The organism is Egbenema bharatensis FJBBOT/2019 (assembly GCF_048077055.1).
In the GTDB taxonomy this organism is placed as follows: Bacteria; Cyanobacteriota; Cyanobacteriia; order Elainellales; family Elainellaceae; genus Egbenema; species Egbenema bharatensis.
In genome coordinates this window covers 1,782,768-1,795,724 of sequence record NZ_CP182236.1, presented here as the reverse complement: position 1 = coordinate 1,795,724, position 12,957 = coordinate 1,782,768, and the positions used below count along the sequence as shown (strand labels likewise).

10 protein-coding genes and 3 pseudogenes are annotated in these 12,957 nt (G+C 49.2%); 9 read left to right on the top strand and 4 right to left on the bottom strand.

Annotated elements, in window-relative coordinates; genetic code table 11:
- Nucleotides 1-34 precede the first annotated feature (34 nt).
- On the top strand, nucleotides 35-331 hold the full coding sequence (locus ACM1PF_RS08415) for a BrnT family toxin (RefSeq protein ID WP_416673976.1): 297 nt from the start codon (nucleotides 35-37) through the stop codon (nucleotides 329-331).
- The gene (locus ACM1PF_RS08410) at nucleotides 321-605 is read left to right on the top strand and encodes a hypothetical protein (protein WP_416673975.1); all 285 of its coding nucleotides are present in this window, start codon (nucleotides 321-323) and stop codon (nucleotides 603-605) included. Before ACM1PF_RS08415 ends, ACM1PF_RS08410 begins: the two co-directional genes overlap by 11 nt.
- Nucleotides 606-792: 187 nt before the next feature.
- On the opposite strand, the pseudogene ACM1PF_RS08405 reads toward ACM1PF_RS08410, so the two are convergent.
- The 3 genes and pseudogenes from ACM1PF_RS08405 to ACM1PF_RS08395 all read right to left on the bottom strand — a co-directional run bounded on the left by ACM1PF_RS08405 (nucleotide 793) and on the right by ACM1PF_RS08395 (nucleotide 2,893).
- Nucleotides 793-2,117, bottom strand: a pseudogene (locus tag ACM1PF_RS08405) (permease).
- 74 nt (nucleotides 2,118-2,191) lie between these two features.
- Nucleotides 2,192-2,437: a thioredoxin family protein gene (locus ACM1PF_RS08400; protein WP_416673974.1), complete on the bottom strand. Its 246-nt coding sequence runs from the start codon at nucleotides 2,435-2,437 to the stop codon at nucleotides 2,192-2,194.
- 42 nt (nucleotides 2,438-2,479) lie between these two features.
- Nucleotides 2,480-2,893, bottom strand: coding sequence for a heavy metal-responsive transcriptional regulator (locus ACM1PF_RS08395; protein ID WP_416676595.1), 414 nt, complete (start codon nucleotides 2,891-2,893; stop codon nucleotides 2,480-2,482).
- Nucleotides 2,894-3,274: 381 nt separating this feature from the next.
- Between ACM1PF_RS08395 and ACM1PF_RS08390 the strand changes: the two genes are divergently transcribed.
- The 7 genes and pseudogenes from ACM1PF_RS08390 to ACM1PF_RS08360 all read left to right on the top strand — a co-directional run.
- Nucleotides 3,275-5,017: an N-6 DNA methylase gene (locus tag ACM1PF_RS08390; protein ID WP_416673973.1), complete on the top strand. Its 1,743-nt coding sequence runs from the start codon at nucleotides 3,275-3,277 to the stop codon at nucleotides 5,015-5,017.
- Nucleotides 5,014-5,283, top strand: a complete 270-nt coding sequence (locus ACM1PF_RS08385; RefSeq protein ID WP_416673971.1) for a type II toxin-antitoxin system VapB family antitoxin — start codon at nucleotides 5,014-5,016, stop codon at nucleotides 5,281-5,283. Before ACM1PF_RS08390 ends, ACM1PF_RS08385 begins: the two co-directional genes overlap by 4 nt.
- Nucleotide 5,284: 1 nt before the next feature.
- On the top strand, nucleotides 5,285-5,674 hold the full coding sequence (locus ACM1PF_RS08380) for a type II toxin-antitoxin system VapC family toxin (RefSeq protein ID WP_416673970.1): 390 nt from the start codon (nucleotides 5,285-5,287) through the stop codon (nucleotides 5,672-5,674).
- Nucleotides 5,675-5,769: 95 nt separating this feature from the next.
- Nucleotides 5,770-6,432, top strand: a pseudogene (locus ACM1PF_RS08375) (type ISP restriction/modification enzyme); the annotation flags it as partial.
- Nucleotides 6,433-6,439: 7 nt separating this feature from the next.
- Nucleotides 6,440-7,042: a Uma2 family endonuclease gene (locus tag ACM1PF_RS08370; protein WP_416673969.1), complete on the top strand. Its 603-nt coding sequence runs from the start codon at nucleotides 6,440-6,442 to the stop codon at nucleotides 7,040-7,042.
- A 242-nt stretch (nucleotides 7,043-7,284) separates the two neighbouring features.
- Entirely contained in the window at nucleotides 7,285-7,500 is a 216-nt protein-coding gene (locus ACM1PF_RS08365; protein ID WP_416673968.1) for a hypothetical protein, read from the top strand.
- Nucleotide 7,501: 1 nt separating this feature from the next.
- Nucleotides 7,502-7,795: pseudogene (locus tag ACM1PF_RS08360) on the top strand (Uma2 family endonuclease); the annotation flags it as partial.
- A gap of 110 nt (nucleotides 7,796-7,905) precedes the next feature.
- Here the strand turns inward: ACM1PF_RS08360 and ACM1PF_RS08355 are convergent.
- A complete protein-coding gene (locus ACM1PF_RS08355) occupies nucleotides 7,906-12,930 on the bottom strand; it encodes an alkaline phosphatase (RefSeq protein ID WP_416673966.1) in 5,025 nt (1,674 codons plus the stop codon).
- Nucleotides 12,931-12,957 lie beyond the last annotated feature (27 nt).

Sequence of the window (12,957 nt, the reverse complement as noted above, 5' to 3'; positions counted from 1 at the left end):
ACGATGTAAATACATACTGATTACAATATGAGGTATGGATGTACATTTCGTGCTCAATGGCGTTACCTTCGTTTGGAATGAAGAGAAGGCTAGGGTTAACCCCATAAACCATGATGGGGTTACTTTTCAGCAAGGTGCAGAGGCTTTCTTTGATCCATTCCTTGTGGTAGTTGATGCGAGTCGTAATGCTGAAGCGCGCGATGCTGTCATTGGCTTGGACAGACGCTGGAACCTCTTATATGTCGTCTACATAGAGCGTGAAAACGACACCATTAGAATTATTTCGGCCCGCAAAGCAACACGCAAGGAGCGCGAGTACTATGAAGATTGATGCTTTGAAACAACGGTTGAATAGAGATCGACCTATGACAACGATCACTATTCGGATGCCAGAAGATGTAATTGAGGACTTGAAGCGGCTAGCCCCAATATTGGGTTTTTCGGGATATCAGCCCTTAGCACGTGCTTATATTGGCCAAGGGCTGCGTGCTGATCTTGAGCGATTAGAAGGGGATACTGTCTCTGCATTGATTGCCAGTCTTAAGCGTCATGGTGTGAGTGATGAAATTCTTCAGGAGGCGCTAGGTGAGGCTACTCAACGCTAGATAAAAGCCTGCGCTACAGTTAGCAGACTAACACTGCGTTGGTGCGGACGGAACGACGGAACAAAGGTTATCGGTGGGAGTTCGAGGTTATCTGCCGCCGCACAACTTCACCGTTAGATGTCCTTGGTTAATGGATGGTGCTTGATATCTCTAGCTGCTGGCTTCCAGCATGATTGCAAGCTACAAGTCAACCCCAAATTGCTCCGTAGATAATTCCGGATAGCGTTGCCATTACGACCACCAGGGACACGAACACAACGGTTTTCTTCGTGCCAATGATGCTGCGAATCACTAGCATATTCGGTAAGGATAGCGCTGGTCCTGCAAGCAATAGAGCTAAAGCGGGCCTTGCCCCATGCCATTGCCAATGAGTCCTTGCAAGATGGGGACTTCGGTAAGGGTAGCGAAGTACATGAAGGCTCCGGCGATCGCAGCAAAAAAGTTAGCGAAGATCGAATTACCACCTACCGCCCATGTAATCCATGTAGAGGGAATCAGCGCTTCTTGTCCAGGACGACCCAGTAAAGCACCCGCAATCAATACCCCAATCAACAACAGGGGCAAAATTTGTTTGGCATAGTCCCAGGACGATTCAAACCATTGTTCAGCTTCTCCTTTGCTGGTGCTGGTCAGCCAGGATAACCCAATGACCGCAGCCGAGAACGGCACGAGGGGCTGTTGCTGAAATTGCCAGGAAAGCACGGCTGTCACCCCGGTAATTAAGGTCACTTTGCCTGGATTGAGGTGATACCAGGCGATCAGAATGGCGGCCAGCGCCAGCCCCAAAGCTCCTGTAATCCACCACTTTAGGGTGTAGAGGACGTACCATGCCCCCGCAGCCACATCAGGTCTAGCCCAGTTCGCAAAGACCAAAATGCCGACCAAAACGGCAAAGAAGAGGGCATTTTGCCAGAGGGGACGGGTTTCATCCTCATCAAGTAACATGGTGCTGGCTTTGACTGGCTCTAGTGTTTCCTTGCGGAAGATAAACTGCATTGCCAAGCCAATCACGATACTAAAAACAATCGCACCGATCGCCCTGGCAATGCCCAGTTTCAACCCCAGAATTCGAGCGGTGAGGATAATCGCCAGAACATTGATGGCAGGGCCAGAATAGAGAAAGGCAATCGCAGGTCCCAGCCCCGCCCCCATACGATAGATACCGGCAAACAAGGGCAGCACTGTGCAAGAACAGACCGCCAAGATAGTGCCTGATACAGATGCGACTCCATAGGCCAGCAGCGGATTCGCCTTAAAACCCAGATATTTCATCACGGCATCCTGACTGATGAAAACTGCGATCGCCCCTGCAATAAAGAAGGCAGGGATTAGGCATAATAGAACGTGTTCTTGGGCATACCACCGCACTAAATAGAGGGCTTCCCAAAACGCATTACGCAGCCGTTCTGATTGTTGTAGTGCCTCAACAGGTAGGTGGAAACAAAGAACGAAGGCCACCACAATCAGGGCGAGTGGCTTCCACTGTTCTCGCCAGAATGAACTGATTTGCATCGATTTTTTCCAAGTAAGAGAGAGCCAGGAAAAGAGCCATGCCAGCCCTTTAACCTAACTCAAAATTGTGAGGGTTAATCAACAGCAAGCAGCGGTTGTATTTGCTCTGGGGTGGGCACTTTCCCCTGGCTCGCTAGTTGCCCATTAATGACCAAGGCAGGGGTTTTCATTACGCCGCGCTCGGCAATTTTCATGGGGTCGGTAATGTGCAAGACCTCTGCCTCTAGGTTGAGGTTAGCGATCGCTTCTCTAGCGTTTGCTTCTAGTTGCTGGCATTTTTTACAGCCAGTTCCCAAGACTTCAACAATCATCGAACTCATCGTTACATTCCTCTTAATAGTCAATTCCAAGTTGTAATTGCATCAATGCTCAGCAATGTTCGCGGGTAGTTGCTCCAAAACAACACATTCTCGCTCGGTCGTGTGCAGACGGGCAGCACAGTGTTGCATCAATAGTGTTAACTCATCATGGAGCATCTGCAACTGCTGCATGGTTTCTTCAATCTCACTGACTTTTTTACCCAGACGCTCATAGACCGCTTGGCAGGTGAGAGATCGCCCATTCTTAAGGGCAAGAATATCCTTGATCTCGTCCAGGCTCAGCCCTAATGCTTTAGCCCGTGTAATAAAGGCAAGTCGATCCACATCTTGCTGACTAAAGAGCCGATATCCCGACTCCGTGCGCTGAGGTGGCGGAATCAACCCAATGCGTTCATAAAAGTAAAGGGTTTGTGGATTAAGGTCTAACCGACGAGAGACTTCCCCCACTTGAAACATTGGCATCACTCCATTACGACCTGACAAGCTCATGGTAAACCTTATACTCTGATATAGGGTCAAGGGTTGTCAGGTAAAGTTTGTTGAAGTTGTCGGACATCTAACACTGCGTTGGTGCGGACGGAGCAGAGGTGAGCGGTGAGAGTTCAAGGTTATCTGCGGCGGGTAATTAGGAACGGTTATGCCGCAAGTCCTCGGTGGGGGCGTAACCGGAAAGTAATTGATGAGATGCGATCGCCCGCCTTAATGCAGCTACTTGTCCAACCGTCTTTCTCAGTTTCAGATCCGGAACCTTGTCGATGAGTCAGAATGGAGATTAAGTGGGAATACTGAGCTTTAGTCCTCACTTTACCCAGGCTTTATGGTTCCGGGAGTTGCAGAATGTCCAGATTGCTGGTGACACAGTACCAAGCAGAAGTTGAAAAAATCGTTCGTTATGGCGGTTCCAAAAAGGAAACCAGCATTCGGAATGCCTTTGAGCGGTTACTAAATGATTACTGCAAGCCCCGCAACTATCTGCTGATCCCGGAGCTAGATTTTAAGACCAAGTTCAATACGACGGTTTTTCCCGATGGCACGGTGAAGGATGCCATCCGCCCGGAGCATGGCTGGTGGGAGAGCAAAGACCAGTATGACAAGATCGACGAAGAAATCGAGAAAAAATTAGCAAAGGGCTACCCAGACGAAAACATTCTGTTTGAAGACTCCCAAACTGCCATCCTGATTCAGCACAGTCGAGAGCAGTTGCGGGTTTCCATGCGGGATGCGGAGGCGTTGGATGGGCTAATCAGCACGTTTGTGGACTATGAACGCCCTGAAGTGCGCGACTTTCGGGCGGCGATCGTCAAGTTTAAGGAAGATGTCCCGCATATTTTGGAAGCCTTACGGAGCATTATTGCTCAGCAGGAGGAGAATAATACCCAATTTAGAGAACGCCGCAACACCTTTCTAAAAGTTTGTCGCCAGTCAATCAACCCGGAAATCGAGATCTTCGACATCCATGAAATGTTGATTCAGCACATTCTCACGGAGGATATTTTCACCAATATCTTCCATGAGTCGCAATTTCACCGCGAAAACAACATTGCGCGGGAACTGTCAGAAATCATCAACACCTTTTTCACGGGAGCGACCCGCAAAAACACACTCAAAAGCATCGAACACTATTATGCGGTGATTCGTCGTCACTCGGAAAACATCGCCAATCACCACGAAAAGCAGAAGTTTCTTAAGGCAGTCTACGAAAATTTCTACAAAGCCTATAACCCGAAAGCGGCGGATCGGTTGGGGATTGTTTACACGCCGAATGAAATTGTCCGCTTCATGATTGAGAGTGCGGATTATCTGACCCATAAGCACTTTGGCAAGTTGTTGAGCGATCCGGGGGTGGAGATTCTTGACCCCTGTACGGGCACGGGCACCTATGTCACGGAACTAATCGAATATTTGCCTGTGGATAGGTTAGAGCATAAATATAAACACGAGATCCACTGCAATGGAATGGCAATTCTGCCCTATTACATTGCCAACTTAAATATTGAGTTTACCTATCAACAAAAGATGGGGAAGTATGAAGAATTTAAAAATATTTGCTTAGTAGATACGCTGGATCACTGTACCTCAGAGGGTCATCAGTTTGATCTGTTTGCTATGAGTGTGCAGAATACGGCGCGAATTCAACAGCAAAACGATCGCACCATTTCTGTGATTATTGGCAATCCGCCCTACAACGCCCACCAGGAAAATTTTAACCAACGCAATGCCAACCGTCTCTATAAAGGAATTGACAAAGCCATTAAGGAAACCTATATCAAAGAGGGAACAGCCCAAAATCAGATTGTTGTCTACGATATGTACACCCGCTTCTTTCGGTGGGCATCAGACAGGCTAGGAAAGAACGGGATTATTGCTTTCATCACCAATCGATCGTTTATCGATTCCAAAACCTTTGATGGCTTTCGCAAGTGCATCGATCGCGAGTTTGATTACGTTTATATTATTGATACTCAATCCGATGTGAGAAACAATCCCAAAATCTCTGGCACCAAGAACAATGTCTTCGGGATTCAAACCGGAATCGCTGTCATGCTTTTAGTAAAAGCTGCGAAGGAGGAAAAACCATGATTCAACCTACTTTGTTAAAGAAATTAGAGGTGTTACCAGAGTCATTACAAACAGAAGTGCTGCATTATGTTGAATTTCTGTTAGAAAAACACCTAAAGAATAAGCCATCTAACCTTTTAGAATTACGGCAGGAACTACAGCAGGAGCTAGAGCAACTCTCGCCGGAAGAGGCTGAAAAGCGTTACGGGTATGGCAGCATGAAAGGTCAGATCATTATGTCTGATGATTTTGATGAGCCATTAGAAGATTTGGTAGAGTATATGTAGTATGTCAATCCTTTTAGATACTCATGCTGTCCTTTGGTATGTTGAGTCAGATTCCAGACTCAGCGATAAATCTAAGGTGATTTTAGATCCTAGGAAGGATATGTTTTTCAGTATTGCCAGCCTGTGGGAAATTGCCATCAAGCTGAATGTCAGCAAGCTCCAAATCACTTCATCGTTTAGTCAACTTCTGATCCGGCTTGAGTTCCTGAATATAGAAATTTTGCCGATCAATACAGCAGATCTTGGCACCTACATGAGTCTACCCCTACTGAATAAGCATCGCGATCCCTTTGATCGTATTTTGGTTGCTCAATCCATTAACTATTCCTTACCTATCTTGAGTAGTGATGAGAAATTTAACTTGTATCCGATTGAACGAGTGTGGACATGAGCAAGGCGAAAATTTTTTACTTTACTTTGCAGGATGAACAAACCAAGGAAGAAAAGCTCACCTGGTTTGAGCGGACACGGTTTGAGCAGATTCCCTTTGACCACATTACGCCGGATCAGAAGGCAAATTGGATTAATTTAACCGATAACGATTTTGATAGCTTTTTGCCGTTGATTGATAAGGGGGTGAAGGCAGGAAAATCGCAGGAAGCTGTTTTTCAGCTTTTTTCAAGAGGCGTTGCAACTCAACGGGATGAATGGGTTTATGATTTCTCAAAAGAAGCTTTGATTGAGCGGATGAAATATTTCGTGGAGGTCTATCAAGAACGACTGAAAGATGGTTCTCGACGAGAATTAGATATTAAGTGGGATCGGGAGCTTGAAAAATATTTAGAGCGAAAAATTAAAAAAACGTTTGAAGAGGAAAGAATTGTCAAGAGTTGCTGCCGTCCTTATGCCAAGCAGTATCTTTATTTCGACAAAAATTTCAATGGAATGACTTATCAATTGCCAAGCATTTTTCCACTGCCTCAGAGAGATATCACTAAACTTGACATCTTCCACTACACCTACGCCGTTCTCCATTACAAAGAGAAGAAACCCAAAGACCCAACGATCGCCAAACTTTTCAACACTTACGAGTTTGCGGACTACAAAGAACACGTCATCGACCTGCTACAGCGAGTCTGCACCGTCAGCGTTCGCACGATGGAAATCATTCAGCAAATGCCCGATACCGTTGAGCACCAGGGAGGTTGAAGACACCATGTCACAAGCACTTGAGCAACGCACCTATACCCGTGAAGAATATCTGGAGTTTGAAACGGCTTCGGAGGAACGCCATGAATATATAAACGGAGAAATTCGACTCATGACGGGAGGCACACCTGACCACAACGAAATAGCAATTAATCTTGCAACCCTGCTCAAATCTGCTTTGCGAGGCAAGCCCTACCGGATTTTTGGAGCCGATCAACGGCTGTGGATTCCCGGTGGCGGAGCCTCCCCAAAGGGAAATCGCAATCTTTACACCTATCCCGATCTGATGGTTGTCGAAAAACCTTTACAGCTTCAAACCGGGCGTACCGACACCGTGACCAATCCCTGCTTCATTGCTGAAGTACTGTCCAAATCAACCCAAGATTATGATCACGGCGAAAAGTTTTCTGCTTACCGCACCATTGAAAGCTTCCGAGAATATCTCCTCATTGATCAGTACCAAATTCATGTAGAACACTACATCAAAACGGCTGCTAATCAATGGCTGTTATCAGAATATGATGATCCAAATGTTACGTTGTCCTTGAGTGCGTTTGAAGCTCAAATCGAAATCATTGCCCTCTATGAAAACATTGAGATTGACGCTTAAAAGCAGTGAGGGCGATTCTCTGCGAGACGGCAAAGCCGAACGCGGCGGCATAACATAGCCTCTGAGCCGACCGCCGAGAGGTTATCTGTGAGAATCAGAGGTTATCTGCGGCGGCTCATCTCAATCGTTATGCGGCTGGAGTTCCCGAAGAAGGCAATCCCTGTACCCCTTAGTCAGCATGAAACACTGCTCTTCTACCGCTCTCTGAGTAAGCGGTGTAGGATGGTAAAAAGGAGGGCGATATGAGTATTCCTACCATCGACGAGGTTGTTGAACAGTTGAAAGTCCTGCCTCAGCCTGTGCAAAGGCAGGTGCTCGAATTTGTGCGATCGCTGGTAAAAGCGGAAGTTCGAGGTACACCAGGGCAGCAATTGTTGCGTTTTGCTGGTTCAATTCCTTTTGATGATCTTCAGTTAATGCGTGAGGCGATCGAGATCGCCCAACCTGCTGGAGGTTGAAATGACAGCCATTACCATCAGCTTAAAAAACCTGTTTGATCTCACTGATGAGGCGTTTTATGAACTGTGTCGAGCGAACCCCGATGTGAAATTTGAGCGCACCGCAGCCGGAGAACTCATCGTTATATCACCTACCGGCGGAGAAACAGGCGATCGCAATCGCAGGCTAACCCAACGTCTGGGTAACTGGACAGACGAAGACAACACAGGGCTATCATTTGATTCTTCAACGGGGTTTAAGCTGCCCAATGGCGCGGAGCGTTCCCCCGATGCATCCTGGGTTAGGGGCGAACGCATCCTGCTTCAATTTCACTACGCTTGAGTTGAGGGATAGCCTGTTTCGTAAGTTATGTTGAACAACATATTCAACCTCTTAACGTTTGGCCATCCCTCCTCAAACAGACTCTAAGGCGCGACCGAGGTAGCTACTCCCAGGAGAGCCGTAATGGCGTTCAATCCGGCAATGCCCACCCCTTCTGCTAAATTGAGCGATTGACCCAACTCAATTTTAATAATCTCGTTGTTGTCAATTTCAGGCGGACGACCGACTGAGAAAGGATAGTTGTTGTCGTTGGCAACCAGCAATGTGTTTTCATCCAGCACCAGTACGCTTTCAACTGTGACGAAGGGGAAGCGAAAAGTATTGCTGCCGTCTCCCGTCAGGTCGTCTGGATCGCTGATGTTGAGCAAATCAGCTACTAGCTCCTTTTCGACAAAACCGCTCTCATCCACCTGGGAAATATCCACCTTGAAAATTTGCTTGAAGGCGGCTTCGTCTGCCTGGAGGCTATCTCGCTCAATGATCAGGTATTCATTGTCATTGACAACAGTGAACTCCCCGATCGCATGGCTGGCATCCTCCAGTTGATAGTAGCCGACCAGCCCCTGATATGCCTTAGATGCCACATCAAATTCATAGATGCGGACTGCCCCTTTGGGATCACCCGTTACGGTGCCTTCCAGGACAGGATACAACTTACTACCATCGGGACTGATCGCCATACCTTCAAAACCCCGCGATCGCGGCAAGTTTGCCACTTCATTCCCTGCCAGAACCTCCGGGTTGTCGGGAGAGCGCACCTCATCCGCAGTAATCTGATCGCGCACAAGATCACCCGTTGCCGGAAAGTCGGTGAAGAAGCCATCTGCCCCCAAGCGAATTACCTGCTCAATCTCTTGTTCAGGCGTTTGCGGTGTGCCGTCCGGATTAAGGGTCAGGAAGCGTTCTTCATTGCGGAAGGTGTAGGGATGAACTTGCATTCCCGCAGCATGGGCCCAGGTAATCAGGGGCAACACTTCCCCGGTTAGCTGGGTGCTGATTTCAGCAATGCCGTCACCATTGCCATCCACGGGAGTATCGATCGCCTCTCGTAGCAAGAAGCTATTTTTCCAGGGGCCCAGTCCCTCAGCGTAGGCTTGCCCAATGTAGTTGAGCACCTCTGGGTTGGCCAGATCACCGTAGTCGGTGTCTGCACCAAATCCGATCGGAAAGTCTGCATAAACCTCTGGGTTGGCGTTGGCGTTGCCCTCCTGGAAGTTGTAGACCACATCATAGGGAGCCGAGAAACTACCTTGCGTGTTGGTGAAATCTCCAGTGAGTTGCACTAGGGGAATATCAATTCCCGCCGCTGGCATGATTTCGTTCTGCAACTCCAGCAGATTCTCAATCTCAAACGACTGGATGAAGAGGCGATCGGCATCAGTGAACTCGTTTTCTACCAGCGTATCAATCAGGATTTGTCCGAGGGAAATGTTGATCGGCGTTCCATCCAGGAAGGTGCCCTCTTTGGCAAAGAAAGTAGGGTGCTTGGTTTCGGGGTAGATGCCAATCTGTTTCCCGGTTTCTGCCTCTACTTGCTTGACTAAATCAATGATTTCAGCCAGGGTTGGAATTTCAAACTGATCATTGAACTCGGTATTACCAGGACGAACGTTGGGAATTCGCTCTCTCGATCGCAGTTCTTTGATTTCTGCCAGGGTAAAATCTTCCGAAAACCAGCCACCGTAGAGATCTCCATCAATGGATTTAACAGTGAGGCGATCGGCAAACTTCTCCAACTCCGCTACATTCGTCGTTTCGGAGGTAACGATCGGCTTGCCGTTTTCATCGCGAACGATATTTCCGTCCTCGTCCAGTTCTACCGTAGCCAATGCATTTTCATGACGAGCAATCAGCACACCATCTTTGGTGGAAACTAAATCTGGCTCAATGAAATCTGCCCCTTGCTCGATCGCCAGTTGATACGCTTCCAGAGTATGTTCAGGACGTTCACCGCTGGCACCCCGATGGGCAAGCACCAGTGGATCTTGTCCATTCAGCGTGTTCAGATTCAGGAGATTGGGTGTCGCAATGGGTGCTTCTAGCAATTCACCCTCGGCACTGAAATGCAGTAGATACGGGCCAAATTCTTCACCCACCCAAATTGTGCCATCGGCAGCCAGGACAAAGGATTCGGGGTCAAAATCGGCTCCGGTCAACAACCGATCTTCAGTACCTTCATTTTGAATTTCAAACGGAATCAGGTTATTGGGATCAGAGAGTTGCACAAACCCTTCCACTTCGACGGCATTGGTTGCAAAATCCGGTTTCGCCTGATAGAGCCGCAGCAGGTAATCGGCACTGTTGACCTTGGAGCCAAAGCCATTATCCGATAGGAACCAGAAGGTAGAACCATCACTGCCTGGGGCAAACTGCACGCCACTAAAGCCCTGAATCGGTTGTCCTTCAAAGGGGCCAGTGCGATCGTTTGCCGAGATGGGCTGACCTGTACCATCATCCCCACCTGCCGGAGGCCCCTCAGCAAAGGTATCCGCCGGCAGCGAGGCAAAGCCAACAAGAGTAGACGTTGGAGTGTCACCGTGATCTGCATCCACATCAATGCCAAACAACGTCTGATACATGAGCTTATAGATTTCAGTGTTGTCCAGCGTACTGGGCAGCAAGTCTGCATTCATCCCGTAGGTTTTGGAAACAATACTGCCGGGAAAATCAGGAGTTCCCACCCAACTTATCGCAAATGGATAGGTGGTACCGTTGGCATCTGGAGCTGAGAGAAAGGGAGCCGTATTTCCCCCCTGGGTGCCATCTAGAATTAATTCGGTGCCGCGTCTCGTCGTGGGGTTAACAGAAGTCACACCCACAGGTTCATCTGCATCCAGCGGATCGCGCACTTCCAGACCGCCGGCATCGCTATCCGCCGCCGTAATCAGTAAGGTGTTGGGATCCTGGTTGTTAATAAAATTCATTGCCACGCCGATCGCATCATCGGCCCGTTTCGCAGCTTCGATCGTCCCCACCGCATTGTTGTTATTGGCAAAGTTGTCTGTGCCTTCCTCCTCCAAGACCACCATGAAACCATCGGGATCTTGAGAGACAATGCCCAGTGCTGCTTCCAGCATTTGCGCCACTGTGGGCGGATTTTCGTTGCCGGGTTGACCATAGAGGGGCAGGTCGTTGGCGAACAGGTTGCCTTCTGTCGTGTCGTTGTAGGTATCCTCCGCTGCAAAAATGCCCAGTACCTTTTCTGTTCCTGCTGGCAAGTTTTGCAACTCCTCCAGGGTATACACTACGGTGTACCCTGCGGCTGTAGCTTCTTCAATCAGGTTGCGGCCATCCTCCCGAATGCCCGCTTCGCCAAAGCGACCGACTGTTCCGGTCGGCAGATAGTGAATTTCACCCCCTCCCAGAATCACACTGACTCCTGATTCCACAATCTGTGCCGTGATGCCCGTGACATCGCTACGGTTTTCTACTTCCGCCAAAAATGCTCCCGTTCCGGGTTCGGCAATGATTCCAGAGTTGATCACCGCAGTAGCTTTACCCGCCGCGATCGCCTCTTCTAGAATTGAAACTCCAGCTTGACCGGATGCCGATGTCACCGGATTGCCGTCTGCATCCAGACCATAGGAACCCGCCGGAGCCTTCACCCCAAAGGCGTGAGTTACCGCACCCGCATTGGACGTGCCCGTTAACTGATCTTCCATATGTCCCAGGTAAACACCTGCATTGCTCATCATGTCCCAGTTCAGGCGACCATCCGGGCCATAATGCACAAAGCGGGCCGCTCCATAGTGGGAAGGGCTGGCACCATCGGGGTGAATAAAGATCACGTTCCCCGTATCCTGGGTTGCTGCGGGTGCGGGAGTGGGAGCCGGAGCCGGAACTGGAGATGGCAATTCCTCATCAAACAGGGTCTGATACATCAACCGATAAATTTCGGTGTTGTCCAGCGTGCTGGGTAATTTTTCTGCATTCAGTCCGTAGGTCTTTGAGACAATGCTGCCCGGAACATCAGCGGTCGTTGCCCAACCCACTGCAAACGGATAGATGTTGCCATTGGCAGCAGGAGCAGAAACAAAAGGGGCTGTGCCCAGTCCTTCCGTGCCATCCAGCGGATTCTCAATACCGATATTGCGAATTGGGTTATTAGCTACGGTGCCCACAGGTTCATCCGCCGCTACCGGCTCACGGACTTCTAAACCACCTGCATCACTGTCAGCCGCCGTAATGATTAAGGTGTTGGGATTCACGTTATTGACATAATCGATCGCCACGCCGATCGCATCATCCGCCCGTTTCGCAGCTTCGATCGTCCCGGCCGCATTATTGTTGTTGGCAAAGTTGTCCGTACCCTCTTCTTCCAGAACGATGAAGAAGCCATTGGGATTGCTGGAGAGAATTTCGATCGCCTTCTCCAACATTTGCGCCACTGTCGGCGGGTTTTCGTTGCCCGGTTGCCCGTACAGCCCTAACCCCTGTTCGGCAAGGTTTTCCTCCGTCGTGTCGTTGTAGGTATCCTCTGCCGCAAAGATCCCTAACACCTTTTCCGTACCAGCCGGTAAGCTTTGCAGTTCCTCCAGGGTGTAAACCACGGTATATCCAGCCGCTTCAGCTTCTTCGATCAAATTTCGACCATCTTCCCGAACTCCTGCTTCGCCAAAGCGACCCACCGTTCCAACGGGCAGGTAATGAATCTCACCACCCCCCAGGATGATGTCCACTCCAGACTCCACCACCTGGGCTGTAATACCCGTGACATCGCTGCGGCTTTCCACTTCCGCCAAAAATGCCCCCGTTCCCGGCTCAGCAATAAACCCAGAGTTGATGACAGCGGTTCCCTTTCCCGCCGCGATCGCCTCTTCCATGATGCTAATCCCTGCCTGTCCCGACAGAGACTCGATCGGTTCACCGTTTTCGTCCAGACCATACGACCCTGCATAGGCCTTCACTCCAAAGGCGTGCGTTACCGCCCCTGCATTCGATGTGCCCGTTAGCTGGTCTTTCATGTGTCCCAAATAGACACCCGCGTTGGTCATTTGATCCCAGTTCAGGCGACCATCGGGGCCATAATGCACAAAGCGCGCTGCTGCATAGTGGGAAGGACTGGTTCCGTCCGGGTGAATGAAAATAACGCTATTTGTGTTTGCCATAGATCCTCACAGTGGTAGTTTTGACCT